An 18,529-nucleotide genomic window follows, 5' to 3' on the forward strand; every position below is an offset into this window, starting at 1 on the left:
TTTCTTAGTTCTTCTTTGAAGTAAACGGCATTCCGAAAGATCTCAATAATTCAAGACTCTCCTCATCAGACTGTGCGCTTGTCACAAACGTGATGTCCATACCTGTAATTTTGTTTACTTTATCGATACTGATTTCAGGGAAGATGATCTGCTCCTGTACACCAAGAGTATAATTTCCTCTGCCATCAAATCCTTTTTCTCTAATTCCTTTGAAGTCTCTTACTCGTGGGAGAGCAACAGTCATTAGTCTATCAAGGAATTCATACATTCTGTCTCCTCTCAGAGTAACTTTAGCTCCGATAGGCATTCCCTCTCTTAACTTAAAGTTTGAAACAGATTTTTTCGCTATTGTAGGTACAGCCTTTTGACCAGTGATTTGTGTCAACTCTTCAACACCTGTATCTACCAATTTCTTATCAGACACAGCAGCACCAATACCTTTATTGATTGCAATCTTAGTCAGTTTAGGCACCTGCATAACAGAGCTATACTGAAACTTGTCCTTCAAATGAGGAACGATCTCTTTGCTGTATTTTTCTTTTAATCTAGGACTAGCCATTCGTGATAAATTCTCCTGATTTTTTTGAATATCTCTGCAGCTTACCATCTGCATTTTTCTTTCTACCTATTCTTGTAGGCTCACCTGATGATGGATCAACTACTTTAAGGTTGCTAAGGTGAATTGCAGCTTCAGTTTCCTGAATTCCTCCTTCTGGATTTTCAGCTGAAGGCTTAACATGCTTAGTTATCATGTTTGCTCCTTCAACAATAGCTCTGTACTTAGTAGTGTTTACTTCTAGTACTTTACCAGTTTTACCTTTATCGTTACCGCCAATAATCTTAACGGTATCTCCTTTTCTTACGTGGAATTTTACTTTGCTCATCATTAAAGTACTTCAGGTGCTAATGATACAATTTTCATGAACTGCTTCTCTCTAAGTTCTCTAGCCACAGGGCCGAAGATCCTTGTTCCTCTAGGCTCATCATTTGCAGTAAGTAATACAGCAGCATTATCTTCAAATCTGATGTAGCTACCATCTTTTCTTCGTACTTCTTTTTTAGTACGAACTACCACTGCTCTTGATACAGTTCCTTTTTTCAAACTACTTGATGAAAGTGCGTGCTTTACAGTCACAATAATTTTGTCACCAACAGAAGCATATCGCTTCTTAGTGCCACCAAGCACACGGATTACTAGTACTTCTTTAGCACCACTATTGTCCGCAACCGATAATCTTGACTCCTGCTGTACCATTATTTTGCTCTTTCAATAATTTCAACTAACCTCCATCTTTTGTTTTTGCTCATTGGACGAGTCTCCATTACTTTCACCGTATCACCGATGTTGCAATCATCTTTCTCATCGTGAGCTGTGAGCTTAGTAGTTTTTCTCACAAATTTTCCGTAGATCGGGTGCTTTACTTTTCTTTCAACAGCAACAGTGATGCTTTTCTGCATTTTGTTGCTTACCACTTGCCCGATTCTTTCTTTTCTTAAATTTCTTTCCATCACCGAAAATTATTTGCTTGCTTCAGCAGCTTGGTTTAACTCTTTGGCTTTAATTTCTGTCTGAATTCTTGCCACCAATTTTCTATTCTCACGAATTTTCATTGGGTTCTCAATTGGAGTGATACTGTGAGCAAATTTCAATTTGCTGTAAGTCTCCTTTTCTACTGCAAGCTTATTTTTCAGCTCGTCCAGACTCAATCCTCTTAGTTCAGAATTTTTCATTACTCTGGCTTATAATCTTTTGCTAATGTAAATTTTGTAGAAATCGGCAGTTTTTGCGCCGCAAGTCTTAAAGCTTCTTTCGCCAACTCAATATCTACTCCAGCTGCTTCAAAAAGAACTGTTCCAGGCTTTACAGTAGCTACCCAATATTCTGGTGCTCCTTTACCCTTACCCATCCTTACTTCTGCAGGCTTCTTTGTCACTGGCTTGTCAGGAAAGATTCGGATCCAAACTTGACCTTCTCTTTTCATAGCTCTAGTCATTGCAATCCTAGCAGCTTCGATCTGGCGGCTAGTGATCCATCCTGGCTCCATTGCCTTAATTCCAAAAGTTCCGAATGCTAATCTATGCCCACGTTGAGCTAGACCCTTCACTCGGCCTTTTTGCATTTTTCTATATTTCGTTCGTTTCGGCTGTAACATGCTTTACAAAACTTTACTTTCTTCTTCTATTTTCTCTTCTCCTTCTGTTAGGAGCTCCGCCACCAGACTGGTTGCTATTGCCACCACCTGATTGACCTACGTTTGGTGAAAGATCTCTTTTACCGAAAACCTCTCCTTTGAAAATCCATACCTTGATACCGATTTTACCGTAAATAGTGTTCGCTTCAGTGATAGCGTAATCAATATCTGCTCTAAGTGTGTGCAAAGGAATTCTTCCTTCCTTGTACTGCTCACTTCTTGCCATCTCAGCACCACCTAATCTTCCAGAGCATTTGATTTTAATTCCTTGAGCCCCAACTCTCATTGAAGATGCGATTGCTTGCTTCATTGCTCTTCTAAAAGAGATTCTTGCTTGCAATTGCTGAGCGATAGACTCACCAACAAGTTTCGCATCTAGTTCAGGTCTTTTGATCTCGAAGATGTTTATCTGAAGATCTTTTCCAGTTAAGTTTTTCAACTCTTCCTTGATTTTGTCTACTTCAGATCCTCCTTTACCGATAACTACTCCTGGACGAGCTGTATGTACAGTCAAGGTAATTCTCTTAAGTGTTCGCTCGATTACGATCTTAGATATACCACCCTTTGGCATACGAGCCATGATGTACTTACGGATTTTGTTGTCCTCAACAATTTTATCAGCGTAAGACTTGCTATCGAACCAGGCAGAATCCCACCCTTTGATAACTCCTAATCTAAATCCAACTGGGTTTACTTTTTGTCCCATTACTTGTTGCTTTCTTTAGTTTCTTCTTGGTTGTGATTATCTACTACGATAGTCACATGATTTGATCTCTTTCTAATTCTATGTGCTCTCCCTTGAGGAGCTGGTCTCAATCGCTTCAACATTCTCGCACTATCCACATAGATTTCTTTCACATAAAGATCAGCCTCTTCGATGCTGATATCTTCATTTTGCATTTGCCAATCCGCAATTGCCGTTAGTAACAACTTCTCAAGAGCATTTGATGCATGGTGTGCATCAAATCTTAAGATATTAAGAGCAATGTTTGCTCTCTCTCCTCGGATCATGTCCGCTACTAGTCTCATTTTTCGTGGAGAAGTAGGTACATTTCGAAGTGATGACTTAACAGCACCAAGTTTTCCCTTGTTCTCTTCACGGAATTTCTTATCAGCTTCTTTTTGAAGTCTGATTTTGACTGATTTCTTTAATTTCTTTTCAGCTTCCATTGGTGCGCTTATCTTTTACCTTTATCCTTCTTAGCGATGTGTCCTCTAAAGTTTCTAGTCGGAGCGAATTCGCCAAGTTTATGTCCTACCATGTTTTCAGTTACGAAAACAGGAATGAATTTATTTCCGTTATGAACTGCGAATGTGTGACCTACGAAATCCGGAGAGATCATTGATCTCCTAGACCAAGTTTTGATCACTGATTTCTTACCAGAATCATTCATCGCATCGACTTTTTTCTCAAGTCGGAAGTCTATATAAGGTCCCTTCTTTAATGATCTTGACATTATTTCCTTCGTTTAACTATCTGCTTATCAGAATATTTATTTGGACGACGAGTTTTAAGACCCTTCGTATACTGACCATTTCTTGATCTTGGATGACCTCCTGAAGATCTTCCTTCTCCACCTCCCATTGGGTGATCAACCGGGTTCATAGCAACACCTCTTACTCTAGGTCTTCTTCCTAACCATCTATTTCTTCCCGCTTTACCTAGTCTCACACTCATGTGATCAGAGTTAGAAACTGTTCCTATGGTAGCAAGACAAGTGTTTAATACCATTCTCATCTCACCTGAAGGAAGCTTTACTGTAGAATACTTTCCTTCTCTCGCAACAAGCTGAACATACGTCCCAGCACTTCTCGCCATTACTCCACCTTTACCAGGCTTCAACTCAATGTTGTGAATGATTGTACCTAGAGGAATTTCTGATAAGAAAAGTGTGTTTCCTACCTCAGGAGCAATTCCTTTTCCAGAATTAACCGTTGTACCTACCTCAAGTCCTGCTGGAGCGATGATATATCTTTTCTCTCCATCTGCGTAGTAAAGCAATGCTATTCTTGCAGATCTGTTTGGATCGTACTCAATTGCTTTAACAGTTGCAGGAATACCGTGCTTGTCTCTTTTGAAGTCGATAAGTCTAAGCTTGCGCTTGTGACCACCGCCAACATTTCTCACGGTCATTCTACCCTGGTTATTTCTACCTCCATTTCTCTTTGAAGTAGTTACCAAAGATCTCTCAGGAGTACTTTTGGTAATATCATCAAAGACAGGTGCCATTCGGAACCTTTGTCCTGGAGTTGTCGGTTTAAGTTTTCTTACAGCCATCTCTGTATATTATATTCCGCTATAAAAATCAATTATATCTCCCTCAGCCACCTGCACAATTGCCTTTTTGTAAGCTGGAGTTCTACCTTCAATAACTCTTGACTTAGTGTATCGTCGCTTAGATGCACCAGGCTGAATCATTGTATTCACAGACTCAACAGTTACCCCGTAAGTCTTTTCAACCTCAGTCTTGATCTGAACTTTATTCGCATTTTTAGCAACTACAAATCCGTATTTGCCATGCTCATTAAGAGCAGATACTTTTTCCGTAACTAGTGGTTTAATTAAAACTCCCATCTTAGTTAAATCTTTCTTTTAGTTGGTCAAGTGTTCCTTCACAAAGGATCAGACGCTCAGCGTTGATCAAATCGTAAGTATTCACTTCGTCAACTGTTGAAACATGTGTTTTCTTAAGGTTTCTTGAAGACAAGAAAACGTTCTTGTTTTTGTCACTAACAAGTAACAATGATTTCTTATCGCTTACCGAAAGACTATTAAGGATGTTGATAAACTCTTTAGTCTTTGGAGCTTCGAAAGAAAAATCTTCAAGTACTTGAATAGCTTTTTCTTTAGCTCGAGAAGAAAGTACAGACTTGCGAGCAAGCTTCTTCACTTTCTTATTCAGTTTGAAACCATAATCTCTTGGCTGAGGACCGAAGAACGTTCCTCCACCTCTCATAAGACCAGACTTCACACTACCAGCCCTAGCTGTACCAGTACCCTTCTGCTTCTTAATCTTACGAGTTGATGCTGTGATCTCACCTTTATCTTTCGTCTTAGCAGTACCTTGTCTTTGGTTTGCCAAGTAATTCTTTACATCAAGGTAGACAGCATGCTCATTTGGCTCTATGCCAAAGATGCTCTTGTCAAGGTTGATTTCTCTACCTGTCTCTTCTCCTTTAATATTTAATACAGCTACCTTCATGATTACTTCTCAAGTATTACGAATGAATTTTTAGCGCCTGGGATAGAACCTGATATTAACACCAAGTTTTTCTCAGGATATACTTTCAATACTCTTAGGTTCAAAACTTTTACTCTGTCACCACCAGTTCTACCAGCCATTTTAAGGCCTTTGAAAACTCTAGATGGGAAAGACGCAGCACCAATTGAACCTGGAGCTCTTAGTCTGTTATGCTGACCGTGTGTTGCTTGACCAACTCCACCGAATCCATGTCTCTTCACAACCCCTTGAAATCCTTTACCTTTTGAAGTTGCTACTGCATCAACATAATCTTGCTCTGCAAATACATCTTCAATTTTGATTTCATTACCCAACTTCACTTTATCGTCGAATTCAGATCTAAAATCTCTAAACTCAACTACCTTTTGCTTTGGAGTAGTTTTTGCTTTCGCAAAATGCCCCTGAAGCGCTTTAGGTGTATTTTTTTCCTTTCTTTCTCCGTAAGCCAACTGCACAGCTTTGTATCCGTCTGTCTCTTCGTTCTTAACTTGAGTCACGACGCAAGGACCAGCTTCAACAAGGGTACAAGCGATGCTTTTACCATTCTCGTCAAAGACATTTGTCATTCCTACTTTCCTTCCTATTAAACCAGGCATTTTCTACTCGTTTATATCTTATAATTACCCCTTCAGGCAAACTTTTCGTGAAAAGGACTGCAAAGATAGCAAATCCAGATGCCGATCAAAACTTTGATCGGTTATTTTTTTAGACAAAAAAAGAACCAATCGATATAAACCAATTGGTTCTTCATTTCCGAACTAAATCGGACTATACTTTTATCTCTACGTCTACTCCACTTGGAAGCTCTAGCTTCATCAAAGCATCTACAGTCTTAGCACTGTTGCTATAGATATCTACAAGTCTCTTGTAGGTACATAGCTGAAATTGCTCTCTTGCTTTTTTGTTCACGTGAGGTGACTTAAGCACAGTGAATTTCTCTTTTACAGTAGGAAGCGGAATTGGTCCGCTTACAACTGCTCCAGTAGTCTTTACTGCTCGAACAATTTTCTCAGAAGACTTGTCAACCAAGTTGTGGTCGTAAGACTTAAGTTTTATTCTAATTTTTTGATTCATGATCTTTTAATCAAACTCTTTTAAACGTTTGCAGTGCCTTTAACATCTGCAATTACTTTTTCAGCAATATTCTTTGGAACCGGATCATAGTGAGAGAACGTCAATGAAGCCGTCGCTCTACCTGAACTGATAGTTCTCAAATCAGTAACATAACCGAATAGTTCTGACAATGGAACATCTGCTTTAACCACAGTTGAAGTTCCTTTTGTATCCATCCCTTTCATTAGACCTCTTCTTTTATTGAGGTCACCTGTAATTGAACCTGTATACTCATCAGGAGTTACTACTTCAACACCCATTACTGGCTCAAGAATCACTGGGTTACATTTAGAAGCAGCTTCTTTGAAGCCATTTCTTGCAGCCAACTCAAACGATAGTGCATCTGAATCTACATCGTGGAATGAACCATGATATAGTCTTACTTTCATATTATCTATCGGATAGTTTGCTAAAGGACCGTTAGACATTGCTTGCTTAAATCCTTTTTCAGTTGGGCCAATGAATTCTTTTGGAATCACACCCCCAACAATTTCATTCACAAACTGAAGCCCGTCTTTTTCGTAATCCTCATCCTTAGGTCCGATTTCGAATACGATATCCGCAAACTTACCTTTACCCCCAGTTTGTTTCTTATAAACTTCTTTATGTTCTGTAGAAGTAGTGATCGCCTCTTTGTAAGCAACTTGAGGAGCTCCCTGATTAATTTCTACTTTGAATTCTCTCTTCAAACGATCAATGATAATGTCAAGGTGTAGCTCACCCATTCCTTTAAGGATCGTTTGTCCAGTCTCGTGGTTAGTTTCAACTTGAAGAGTTGGATCCTCTTCAATCAACTTACCAATTGCAATTCCTAATTTGTCTACATCAGCTTGAGTTTTAGGCTCAATTGCGTATCCAATTACTGGATCTGGGAAGTCCATTGCCTCAAGAACAATCTTTGAATCTTCAGCACAAAGTGTATCTCCAGTTTTGATATCCTTAAATCCAACAGCAGCTCCAATATCTCCAGCATGAAGCGCATCAATCTGATTTTGCTTATTAGCATGCATCTGGAAGATTCTGGAAATTCTTTCTTTCTTGTTAGTTCTTGTATTGTATACATAAGAACCAGACTCAAGCATTCCTGAGTAAGATCTCATGAAGCAAAGTCTACCTACGAATGGATCCGTAGCGATTTTGAAAGCAAGAGCAGTAAATGGCTCACTTGGATCTGGCTTTCTAGTAACTTCTTCTTCAGTATCAGGATTTGTACCAACAATATTATCTCTATCTAGTGGTGAAGGCAATAGCTCCATCACATAGTCAAGTAGTGTTTGAACACCTTTGTTCTTGAATGCAGAACCACAAAGCATTGGCACGAAAGCCAAATCGATTGTAGCAGCTCTAAGCGCAGCTACGATTTCATCTCTTGTAATGCTATCTGGATCTTCGAAGAACTTCTCAAGAAGATTCTCATCGTATTCTGCAACAGACTCTACTAATTTCTCTCTGTACTCAGCAACCTCATCAACCATATCCTCAGGAATATCGATCTCCTCGAAAGTCATTCCCATATCGTCTTCGTTCCAAACGATTGCTTTGTTCTCCACTAAATCAACTACACCTCTAAAGTTTTCTTCAGCTCCAATTGGCAATTGAAGAGGCACTGATTTTGTACCTAGCATTTCAACCACCTGGTTACAAACGTTAAGGAAGTTTGCACCTTGACGGTCCATTTTATTAACGAAACCAATTCTTGCTACTTTGTAGTTATCAGCAAGTCTCCAGTTAGTCTCAGACTGAGGCTCAACTCCGTCAACCGCACTAAATAAGAATACCAATCCATCCAATACACGCAAAGACCTGTTTACCTCAACAGTAAAATCCACGTGACCAGGAGTATCAATAATATTGATGTGGTAATCGTCATTTTTGTATTTCCAGAATACAGTAGTTGCAGCAGAAGTAATGGTAATACCTCTTTCCTGCTCCTGCTCCATCCAGTCCATTGTAGCACCACCGTCGTGCACTTCACCAATTTTATGGTTTACACCAGCGTAATAAAGAATACGCTCAGTAGTTGTTGTTTTACCGGCATCAATGTGAGCTGCGATACCGATGTTTCTAGTAAATCTTAAGTCTCTAGCCATTTTGGTTCTTAGAATCTGAAGTGTGAGAATGCTTTGTTTGCGTCTGCCATTCTATGCATGTCGTCTTTCTTCTTCACAGAAGCTCCTTCACCTTTTGACGCAGCGATGATTTCTGCTGCTAATCGATCTTGCATAGTTTTTTCGCCTCTTAGTCTTGCGTACTTGATCATCCACTTGATACCAAGAGCGATTTTTCTATCAGGTCTAACCTCGATAGGTACTTGGAAGTTAGCTCCACCAACTCTTCGAGCTTTAACTTCAACAGAAGGCATGATGTTACTCAATGCAGTCTTCCATGTTTCAAGACCATTTTCACCTGTCTTTTCTTCTACTTGCTGAATAGCGTTATAAAAGATTTTGTAAGAAATACTCTTTTTACCACTCAACATAAGATTGTTAACAAACTTAGTTACAAGTGTATCCTGATAAATAGGATCAGGAAGGATGTATCTCTTTTTTGGTTTTGCTTTTCTCATTTCTTCTGCAAATTATTTTTTAGGTCGCTTAGCGCCGTATTTAGATCTTCTTTGTAGACGTCCGCTTACACCAGCAGTATCCAACGCACCTCTAATGATGTGATATCTTACACCTGGTAAATCTTTTACTCTACCACCTCTGATAAGCACAATCGAGTGCTCCTGAAGGTTGTGTCCTTCTCCTGGGATATAAGCATTTACTTCTTTACCGTTGGTAAGTCTTACCCTAGCCACTTTTCTCATCGCTGAGTTAGGCTTCTTTGGAGTAGTTGTGTACACTCTAGTACAAACCCCTCTTCTTTGAGGACATGAGTCCAATGCAGGGGATTTTGACTTAGAAGTCAACTTCTTTCTTCCCTTCCTTACTAATTGTTGTATAGTTGGCATACGCTATTTAATTCTAACTGTCCCAAATTTTGGGAACGCAAAGATAGATATAATCGGAATATATCAAAACACTGAAAGATGAATTAATAAAGATTTCTTAAATGTTAGAACATTCACCCTATAAATGCCTATCAATCAACCCATAGATAACCTCATATCTCATACTATCATCAGTAATCTTTGCCAACACTGTCTCGATACTATCTATTTTTTGAAAAATCTATTGGCTTTCAGCTTTTAATAGATTGGGTAACAGCAATAAAGTCAATAGGATAATATAATGTAAGCCTTTCATAGGTTGTATTTAAACAGCAATTAACTGTTTGGCTCAAATTGAATTAGCGAAAATAAAAAAAGGGATGCAAAATGCATCCCTTCAAAATTTTCAAATGATTATCTTCTTAGGCTTCACCCATGGTTCCTCCAAAATTCATTGGGAATTTTGGCATCTCATCGGCTTGCTTCACTTCTCCGAAAGAAGCTTCATACTTCTTGATATTATCTTCTAAAGCATGTAAAAGACGTTTTGCATGCTCTGGAGTAACCACAATCCTCGACTTCACTTTCGCTTTCGGTACTCCTGGCATCAAACGAATAAAATCAATGACAAACTCGCTACTTGAATGAGCGATCATTGCCAAATTAGCATAGACACCCTCGGCAGTTTCCTCCGAGAGCTCTATGTTAATCTGATTATTTGGATTCTTATCGTCTTTCTTTTTTGGATCGTCGCTCATGACTAAGCTTCTTCTACTTCCTTAGATTCAAACTCCTCTTTAGAAGAAACCAGATTATCGTACTCCTCTTGAGAATTTACGATGTACTTCTGATGTCTTCTGATTCCAGTACCCGCTGGAATCAAGTGTCCAACGATCACATTTTCCTTAAGACCAATCAAGGTATCAGCTTTTCCTTTGATAGAGGCTTCACTCAATACTTTCGTAGTCTCCTGGAATGATGCAGCTGAAATAAAGCTTTCAGTTCCAAGTGATGCTTGCGTAATTCCTTGAAGCGTTGGCTTACCTGTTGCCGGCTCGGCATCACGTGTAGTCATTGCTTTAAGATCTCTACGTTTCAAGCTTGAAACTTCATCTCTTAGACTTCTTGCATCAATAATTTGTCCTGCTTTGTAGTTAGTAGAATCTCCCGGATCAACTACCACTTTCTTGTCAAGAATATTATCATTCTCTTCCATGAAAGCGAATCTATCAGCCAATTGATTAGTCAAGAAGCTCGTATCACCTGGATTCTCAATAACTACTTTCTGCATCATCTGACGAACAATCGCTTCGATGTGCTTATCATTTATTTTCACCCCTTGTAGTCGGTATACTTCTTGAATTTCATTCACCAAGTATTCCTGTACAGCTGTAGGGCCTTTGATCTTTAAGATATCTGCAGGTGTGATTGCTCCATCAGATAGCGCATCTCCTGCTCTAACGTAATCATTGTCTTGAACAAGGATATGCTTAGATAAAGGCACCATGTAACGCTTCTTCACACCGTCTTTTGACTCAATGTAAATTTCTCTGTTACCTCTCTTGATTCCACCGTACTCAACTACACCATCAATTTCACTTACAACAGCAGGGTTAGATGGATTTCTTGCCTCAAATAACTCAGTTACTCTTGGTAGACCTCCAGTAATATCTCTGTTTTTACCTGCTTTTCTAGGAATCTTAGCGATAACCTGTCCTGGCTTCAATTTATCTCCTTCTTCAACAGCTAAGTGAGAACCTACTGGCACGTTGTAAGACTTCTGAGTTTCCCCATCTTTACCAACAACCTCAATAGCAGGGTTCTTAGTTTTATCCTTAGTGTCGATAATCACTTTCTCTCTGTGACCTGTTTGTTCATCAGACTCCTCTTTGAAAGTGATTCCTTCAATAATGGAATCGAATGAGGCAGTTCCATCAAACTCAGACATGATCACCGCATTGTATGGATCCCAGAAGCATAGTTCATCACCTTTCGCAACTTTACCACCATTCTTAACTTTTAGGATTGCTCCATAAGGTACGTGGTTTGAAATCAATACTTTCTCTTTCTTCTCATCCAAGATTTTGATCTCTCCTGATCTACCCATCACAACTTCAATCTTGTTGCCTTCATCGTCAGTTGACTTGACTGTTCTTAGTTCGTCAAATTCGATTACACCATCAAACTTCGCTTTGATGTTTGCTTCAACTGCGATGTTAGATGCAGTACCTCCAACGTGGAATGTTCTCAATGTAAGCTGAGTACCTGGCTCACCAATTGACTGAGCAGCAATTACTCCTACAGACTCTCCAACGTGAGACATTTTTCCAGAAGATAGGTTTCTACCGTAGCACTTCGCACATACTCCTTGACGAGTTTCACATGTAAGTACTGATCTGATTTCTACTTCTTCTATGCTCGACTGATCAATGTAATCAGCGATTTCTTCAGTAAATTCAGCACCTGCTTCAATTACTAATTCTTCCGTAATTGGATCGTAGATATCATGAACAGATACTCTACCAAGTACTCTTTCAGAAAGTGGCTCAACGATCTCCTCATTGTCTTTCAATGCAGATACTGATAAACCTCTTAATGTTCCACAATCGTCTTCATTGATAACTACATCTTGTGCAACGTCAACTAGACGTCTGGTCAAGTAACCCGCATCAGCAGTTTTCAACGCTGTATCTGCAAGTCCTTTTCTCGCACCGTGTGTAGAGATGAAGTACTCAATAACATCTAGACCTTCCTTAAAGTTTGAAAGGATCGGGTTTTCAATGATTTCACCAACAGAACCTTGAAGGTTTTTCTGTGGCTTAGCCATCAACCCTCTCATTCCTCCAAGCTGACGAATCTGCTCTCTAGATCCCCTTGCACCTGAGTGCATCATCATGTAGATCGAGTTGAAGCCTTGATCATCTTCTTCCATTTGCTTCATCAGCGAGTTGGTAAGCATCGTGTTGGTTCTTGTCCAGATATCGATTACCTGATTGTATCGCTCATTATCTGTAATAAGACCCATCAAGTAGTTTTGCCATACTGCATCCACTTCTTCTTTCGCCTGCACTACCAATTTTTCCTTCTCCGCAGGGATGTTGATGTTATCAAGTCCCATTGAAAGTCCACCTTTATAAGCCATTTGGAAACCAAGTGCCTTAATATCATCTAGGAAGTGAGCAGTTCTTGCCATTCCTACAATCTTGAAGACATGAGAAATGATCTTCTGAAGTTTTTTCTTAGTCAAAAGCTCATCTACAAATCCAACTTCTTCTGGTACAGACTCATTGAATAGTACTCTACCCGCTACTGTTTCTATTACTTTTGTTTCTAGCTCACCATTCTCGTTTCGAACCGTCGTTCTTACTTTGATGTATGCGTGCTGAGAAATTTGTTTCTCGTTAAGAGCAATTATTACCTCTTCATGAGAATAGAAAATTCTTCCTTCACCAGCTACTTTTTCTTTATCAGTACTTCTTCTTCCTTTAGTGATGTAGTAAAGTCCCAATACCATGTCCTGAGAAGGTACCGCAATTGGTGCTCCGTTAGCAGGGTTCAAAATATTGTGAGAAGAAAGCATCAAAAGAGAAGCTTCAAGAATTGCCTCATGTCCAAGTGGAACGTGAACAGCCATCTGGTCACCATCAAAATCGGCGTTGAATGCCGTACATGCTAGTGGGTGAAGCTGAATTGCTTTTCCTTCAATAAGCTTTGGCTGGAAAGCCTGAATACCTAGTCTGTGAAGTGTAGGTGCCCTGTTAAGTAATACTGGGTGTCCTTTCAATACATTTTCAAGGATATCCCAAACCACAGGATCTTTTCTATCTACAATTTTCTTAGCAGACTTAACAGTCTTAACGATTCCACGCTCGATCAATTTCCTGATAATAAATGGCTTGAATAGCTCAGCTGCCATATTCTTAGGCAGACCACATTCATGCATTTTCAATTCAGGACCTACTACGATTACTGATCTACCAGAGTAGTCAACCCTTTTACCAAGTAGGTTTTGACGGAATCGACCTTGCTTACCTTTAAGCATGTCACTCAAAGATTTCAACGCTCTGTTTCCATCAGATCTTACAGCGTTTACTTTTCGAGAGTTATCGAAAAGTGAATCTACTGCTTCCTGAAGCATCCTTTTCTCGTTTCGAAGGATTACTTCTGGAGCCTTGATGTCTATTAATCTTTTTAGACGATTGTTTCTGATTATAACTCTTCTGTAAAGATCATTCAAATCAGAAGTTGCAAATCGACCTCCATCCAATGGCACTAACGGACGTAATTCAGGTGGAATTACAGGCACCATTTTCACTATCATCCACTCAGGTCTGTTCTCAATTCGAGTTTTTGCATCTCTGAAAGCTTCTACTACTCTCAATCTCTTCAACGCTTCAGCCTTTCTCTGCTGAGAAGTATCAGTTGCAGCCTGATGTCTTAGTTCATAAGAAAGCTCATCTAACTGAGTTCTAGCAAGAAGCATTTCCAATGCATCTGCTCCCATCATTGCGATGAACTTATTTGGATCATCATCCTCTAACAATTGATTCTCTCTAGGGAGCTTATCAAGGATATCAAGGTATTCTTCCTCGGTAAGGAAGTCAAGTTTGGAAATACCATCTTCTTCTTTTACTCCTGGCTGAATTACGATATATCGCTCGTAATAGATAATCTGATCAAGCTTCTTTGTAGGAACACCAAGAAGGTATCCAATCTTATTTGGCAAAGACTTAAAGTACCAAATATGTGCTACAGGAACTACTAATTCAATGTGTCCCATTCGCTCTCTTCTAACCTTTTTCTCGGTTACTTCAACACCACATCTATCACAGATAATCCCTTTATATCGGATTCTTTTATACTTACCACAGTGACATTCCCAATCTTTAACTGGACCGAATATTCGCTCACAGAAAAGGCCACCCATCTCAGGTTTATAAGTCCTATAGTTGATAGTTTCCGGCTGTGTTACTTCACCATGCGAACTTTCCAGGATCGACTCTGGAGAAGCAAGACTGATCGTAACTTTAGAGAAGTCGTTGTGAATTTTTTTGTTTTTTCTGAACGCCATGTTGTATATCAATAAAGCCTCCCGATTGCTCGGGAGAATGATTTTCAATAATTAATTAGTCCAAAGTAATTTCAAGAGCCAATCCTCTCAATTCATGTATTAATACATTGAATGATTCAGGAATGTTTGGCTTATTCATGTTCTCGCCTTTAACGATCGCTTCATAAGCTTTTGCTCTACCTATTACATCATCGGATTTGATTGTAAGGATTTCCTGAAGCACATTGGCAGCACCAAATGCCTCCAAAGCCCAAACCTCCATCTCTCCGAAACGCTGACCTCCAAACTGTGCCTTACCACCAAGCGGTTGCTGAGTAATAAGTGAGTATGGTCCGATGCTTCTCGCGTGCATCTTATCATCAACCAAGTGACCTAGTTTAAGCATGTAAATCACACCAACAGTCACAGGTTGATCAAATCGCTCACCAGAAAGCCCATCGTATAGATAAGTTCTACCGAAGCTTGGTAGACCTGCCTCTTTCAATTCGTTTTGAACCTCTTCCTCAGAAGCACCATCAAATATTGGAGTAGCATACTTTCTATCTAGCTTCAATCCTGCCCATCCTAACACCGTCTCATATATCTGACCGATATTCATCCTTGAAGGTACACCTAGTGGATTCAATACGATATCTACCGGAGTTCCATCTTCCATGAAAGGCATATCTTCCTCACGAACAATCTTGGCCACAACCCCTTTGTTTCCGTGCCTTCCAGCCATTTTATCTCCAACTTGGAGCTTACGCTTTTTAGCAACATACACTTTTGCTAGCTGAACAATTCCTGCTGGCAACTCATCACCAACTTCTAGTGTAAATCTTTCACGCTTGAAATGACCTGATATATCGTTTCTATGTCCAATATAGTTTTTCACCAAATTGAAGATCAAGTCATTGATTTTCTCATCGCTTACCCAGTTTTCGATAAGTAAATCAGAAATCAAGTTAGCTTCTTCAGGTACGTTATAGTTACTTTCGTCCCTATACTTATTCTTAGGTGGGAATAAATTTGCTTCGATGTTCTTCTTAGAAAACTTAACTCCTTTGCTCATCACTTCCTCACCAAACTTGTGCTTAATTCCCTGACAAGTTTTTCCATCAAGAAGCTTAGCGATCTTATCGAGCATAGTAGCTCTTGCTTCAGTAAGTTGTTGACTGTATTTATTCTTAAGCAGTTCAACCTCTTTCTTAGCTCGGGCTCTTACATCCTTATCCTTCTTTGGTCTAGAGAATAATTTGGTGTCAATCACCACACCTTTTAGTGATGGAGAAGCTTTCAATGAAGCATCCTTAACATCACCAGCTTTATCACCAAAGATTGCTCTTAGTAGTTTTTCCTCTGGAGTTGGATCAGACTCTCCTTTAGGAGTAATCTTACCTATAAGGATATCTCCTTCTTTGATCTCAGCACCTGTTCTGATAATTCCATTTTCATCAAGGTTTTTCACAGCCTCTTCAGAAACGTTCGGAATTTCACTTGTAAGTTCTTCTTCTCCTCTTTTCGTATCTCTAACTTCAAGCTCAAACTCATCAATATGAATGGAAGTGAAGATATCTTCACGAACTACTCGCTCCGATATTACAATCGCATCCTCAAAGTTGTACCCTTGCCAAGGCATAAATGCAACCTGCATGTTAATTCCTAATGCAAGTTCTCCCTTTTCAGTAGCGAAGCCATCGCATAGTGCTTGACCTTCTTTAACCTTGTCACCTTTCTGAACGATAGGCTTCAAGTTTATACATGTATCTTGGTTCGTTCTTCTGAACTTAACCAAGTCATATGTTACAACTGAATCATTGAAAGTAATGATCTGCTCATCAGCATTTAAATCATACTTTACTGTGATCTTATTAGCGTCAACGTACTCTATCAACCCATCTCTCTCCGCTCTAATCAAGGCTCTTGAGTCAAGAGCTACTCTTTCTTCAAGACCAGTACCAACGATAGGTGCTTGTGGTCTCATCAAAGGAACTGCTTGACGTTGCATGTTTGATCCCATCAAAGCCCTGTTTGCATCATCATGCTCCAAGAAAGGAATCATTGATGCTGCTACAGATACAATCTGATTTGGAGCAACATCCATGTAGCTTACTTCATCTTCATTACAAAGTGGGAAGTCTCCCTCAAACCTTGCTTTAATCTTATCATTTAAGAATTTACCCTTGTCTGATAATGGCGCATTAGCCTGTGCAATGTTGTGAGTATCTTCTTCTTCAGCAGTCAAATACTTTACATTTCCTGACATGTCTACAGTGCCACTTTCTACTTCTCTGTAAGGAGTTTCGATGAATCCCATTTGATTCACTTTAGCGTGAACACAAAGAGAAGAAATCAAACCAATGTTTGGTCCTTCCGGAGTTTCAATCGTACAAAGTCTACCGTAGTGCGTATAGTGAACATCTCGAACCTCGAAACCAGCTCTTTCTCTTGAAAGACCACCTGGCCCAAGTGCAGACATTCTTCTTTTGTGTGTTACCTCTGCTAATGGATTCGTTTGATCCATAAACTGAGATAGCTGATTCGTTCCAAAGAATGAGTTGATCACAGAAGATAATGTTCTAGCGTTGATTAGATCAACAGGCTTGAAATCTTCATTATCTCTTACATTCATTCTTTCACGAATGGTTCTTGCCATTCTTGCAAGACCAACACCAAATTGAGAGTAAAGCTGCTCACCTACTGTTCTAACTCTTCTATTACTCAAGTGGTCAATATCATCGACAACTGCTTTACTGTTGATAAGTCCAATCAAGTACTTAACAATAAGAATAATATCTTCAGTAGTCAATACTCTTCTGTCCCAATCAGTATCGATACCTAATTTTTTATTGATTCTGTATCGACCTACCTCGCCAAGATCATATCTCTTATCAGAGAAGAACAAGCTCGTGATAATATCACGTGCAGTTTGTTCGTCAGGAGCCTCCGTATTTCTCAACTGACGATAAATCTGCTCAACTGCTTCTTTTTCAGAGTTTGAATTATCTTTTTGAAGTGTATTGTAAACGATTGAATATTCTGCAATATTCACATCCTTTCTGTGTACAATTATTGATTTAGAACCCGAGTCGATAATTGTTTGGATGTCATCTTCAGTGATAATACTGTCACGCTCCAAAACAACCTCGTTTCTATCGATAGATACCACCTCTCCAGTATCTTCATCCACGAAATCTTCTGTCCAGGTTCTTAGAACCCTTGCAGCAAGTCTTCGATCTATTACTTTCTTCAGATCCTTTTCAGTCGCCTCTATTTCTTCAGACAGTCCGAATAAATCAAGAATTTCTTTATCAGATCCATATCCAATAGATCTTAGAAGGGTTGTAATAGGGAATTTTTTCTTACGATCGATGTAAGCATACATCACGTTATTAACGTCTGTTGCAAACTCAATCCAAGATCCCTTGAAAGGGATAATTCTAGCACTATATAACAGTGTTCCGTTGGTATGCTTGCTTTGCGCAAAGAATACTCCAGGAGATCTGTGTAGCTGTGATACAATCACACGCTCAGCACCATTAATAACGAAGGAGCCTTTTTCGGTCATATATGGGATATTACCCAAAAATACCTCTTGCTCAATCGTTTCAAAATCTTCATTTTCTTCGTCATTACAAAGCAGACGAAGTTTTGCTTTTAGAGGAACGGAATAAGTCAACCCTCTTTCGATGCACTCTTGAATGCTATACTTTGGAGGATCTACCGTATAATCCACAAATTCCAATACGAAATTCTCTCGAGAATCTGTAATTGGGAAGTTTTCCATGAACACCTTGTAAAGGCCTTCGCCTTCTTTCCTTTCAGCAGGTGTATCTAGCTGGAAAAAGTCAACAAACGACTTTAATTGTACATCCAGAAAATCCGGATAATCAATAACTGATTTGATTGAAGAGAAATTTATTCTCGTGTTATTGTTGTTAGCCAAAGCTTACGGAGTTTTAGTTTATAAAAATTGAAAAGGACAATTAGCTTTTTATAC

The 18,529-nt window shown here is 39.3% G+C and carries 20 protein-coding genes; all 20 read right to left on the bottom strand.

Annotated features, from left to right (window positions below):
- Positions 1-4: 4 nt before the first annotated feature.
- Complete coding sequence (rplE, locus tag ACY650_RS04320; RefSeq protein WP_462252110.1) at positions 5-559, bottom strand: 50S ribosomal protein L5; 555 nt, start codon at positions 557-559, stop codon at positions 5-7.
- The gene (rplX, locus tag ACY650_RS04325; RefSeq protein WP_462252112.1) at positions 552-887 is read right to left on the bottom strand and encodes a 50S ribosomal protein L24; all 336 of its coding nucleotides are present in this window, start codon (positions 885-887) and stop codon (positions 552-554) included. The genes rplE and rplX overlap by 8 nt, the downstream gene beginning before the upstream one ends.
- On the bottom strand, positions 887-1,255 hold the full coding sequence (rplN, locus tag ACY650_RS04330) for a 50S ribosomal protein L14 (RefSeq protein ID WP_348280433.1): 369 nt from the start codon (positions 1,253-1,255) through the stop codon (positions 887-889). The genes rplX and rplN overlap by 1 nt, the downstream gene beginning before the upstream one ends.
- Positions 1,255-1,509, bottom strand: coding sequence for a 30S ribosomal protein S17 (gene rpsQ / locus ACY650_RS04335; protein ID WP_462252114.1), 255 nt, complete (start codon positions 1,507-1,509; stop codon positions 1,255-1,257). The genes rplN and rpsQ overlap by 1 nt, the downstream gene beginning before the upstream one ends.
- A 9-nt stretch (positions 1,510-1,518) precedes the next feature.
- Entirely contained in the window at positions 1,519-1,731 is a 213-nt protein-coding gene (gene rpmC / locus ACY650_RS04340; protein WP_462252116.1) for a 50S ribosomal protein L29, read from the bottom strand.
- Entirely contained in the window at positions 1,731-2,153 is a 423-nt protein-coding gene (rplP, locus tag ACY650_RS04345; protein WP_462252118.1) for a 50S ribosomal protein L16, read from the bottom strand. The genes rpmC and rplP overlap by 1 nt, the downstream gene beginning before the upstream one ends.
- A 13-nt stretch (positions 2,154-2,166) precedes the next feature.
- Complete coding sequence (gene rpsC, locus ACY650_RS04350) at positions 2,167-2,898, bottom strand: 30S ribosomal protein S3 (protein WP_462252120.1); 732 nt, start codon at positions 2,896-2,898, stop codon at positions 2,167-2,169.
- Positions 2,898-3,362 carry a 50S ribosomal protein L22 gene (gene rplV, locus ACY650_RS04355; protein ID WP_462252122.1) on the bottom strand — a complete coding sequence of 155 codons (465 nt, stop codon included), beginning with the start codon at positions 3,360-3,362 and terminating at the stop codon, positions 2,898-2,900. The genes rpsC and rplV overlap by 1 nt, the downstream gene beginning before the upstream one ends.
- 8 nt (positions 3,363-3,370) lie before the next feature.
- On the bottom strand, positions 3,371-3,649 hold the full coding sequence (gene rpsS / locus ACY650_RS04360; RefSeq protein WP_350217600.1) for a 30S ribosomal protein S19: 279 nt from the start codon (positions 3,647-3,649) through the stop codon (positions 3,371-3,373).
- Complete coding sequence (rplB, locus tag ACY650_RS04365) at positions 3,649-4,470, bottom strand: 50S ribosomal protein L2 (RefSeq protein ID WP_462252124.1); 822 nt, start codon at positions 4,468-4,470, stop codon at positions 3,649-3,651. The genes rpsS and rplB overlap by 1 nt, the downstream gene beginning before the upstream one ends.
- Positions 4,471-4,479: 9 nt before the next feature.
- The gene (rplW, locus tag ACY650_RS04370) at positions 4,480-4,767 is read right to left on the bottom strand and encodes a 50S ribosomal protein L23 (protein WP_462252126.1); all 288 of its coding nucleotides are present in this window, start codon (positions 4,765-4,767) and stop codon (positions 4,480-4,482) included.
- A 1-nt stretch (position 4,768) separates the two neighbouring features.
- Positions 4,769-5,395, bottom strand: coding sequence for a 50S ribosomal protein L4 (gene rplD / locus ACY650_RS04375; protein WP_462252128.1), 627 nt, complete (start codon positions 5,393-5,395; stop codon positions 4,769-4,771).
- A gap of 2 nt (positions 5,396-5,397) precedes the next feature.
- The gene (gene rplC, locus ACY650_RS04380; protein ID WP_462252130.1) at positions 5,398-6,030 is read right to left on the bottom strand and encodes a 50S ribosomal protein L3; all 633 of its coding nucleotides are present in this window, start codon (positions 6,028-6,030) and stop codon (positions 5,398-5,400) included.
- 172 nt (positions 6,031-6,202) lie between these two features.
- Positions 6,203-6,508, bottom strand: a complete 306-nt coding sequence (rpsJ, locus tag ACY650_RS04385) for a 30S ribosomal protein S10 (protein ID WP_089356797.1) — start codon at positions 6,506-6,508, stop codon at positions 6,203-6,205.
- Between the two features lie 20 nt (positions 6,509-6,528).
- Positions 6,529-8,637, bottom strand: coding sequence for an elongation factor G (gene fusA / locus ACY650_RS04390; RefSeq protein WP_462252132.1), 2,109 nt, complete (start codon positions 8,635-8,637; stop codon positions 6,529-6,531).
- Positions 8,638-8,645: 8 nt separating this feature from the next.
- Positions 8,646-9,113 (bottom strand): 30S ribosomal protein S7, encoded by a 468-nt coding sequence (rpsG, locus tag ACY650_RS04395; protein ID WP_462252134.1) that lies wholly within the window; start codon positions 9,111-9,113, stop codon positions 8,646-8,648.
- Between the two features lie 12 nt (positions 9,114-9,125).
- Complete coding sequence (rpsL, locus tag ACY650_RS04400) at positions 9,126-9,500, bottom strand: 30S ribosomal protein S12 (RefSeq protein WP_462232050.1); 375 nt, start codon at positions 9,498-9,500, stop codon at positions 9,126-9,128.
- Positions 9,501-9,901: 401 nt separating this feature from the next.
- Positions 9,902-10,237 (bottom strand): DUF3467 domain-containing protein, encoded by a 336-nt coding sequence (locus ACY650_RS04405; protein ID WP_462252136.1) that lies wholly within the window; start codon positions 10,235-10,237, stop codon positions 9,902-9,904.
- A gap of 2 nt (positions 10,238-10,239) precedes the next feature.
- On the bottom strand, positions 10,240-14,550 hold the full coding sequence (rpoC, locus tag ACY650_RS04410; protein WP_462252138.1) for a DNA-directed RNA polymerase subunit beta': 4,311 nt from the start codon (positions 14,548-14,550) through the stop codon (positions 10,240-10,242).
- 55 nt (positions 14,551-14,605) lie between these two features.
- Complete coding sequence (gene rpoB, locus ACY650_RS04415) at positions 14,606-18,475, bottom strand: DNA-directed RNA polymerase subunit beta (RefSeq protein WP_462252140.1); 3,870 nt, start codon at positions 18,473-18,475, stop codon at positions 14,606-14,608.
- Positions 18,476-18,529 lie beyond the last annotated feature (54 nt).

It is taken from the genome of Ekhidna sp. (assembly GCF_963691765.1).
Taxonomy (GTDB): Bacteria; Bacteroidota; Bacteroidia; order Cytophagales; family Cyclobacteriaceae; genus Ekhidna.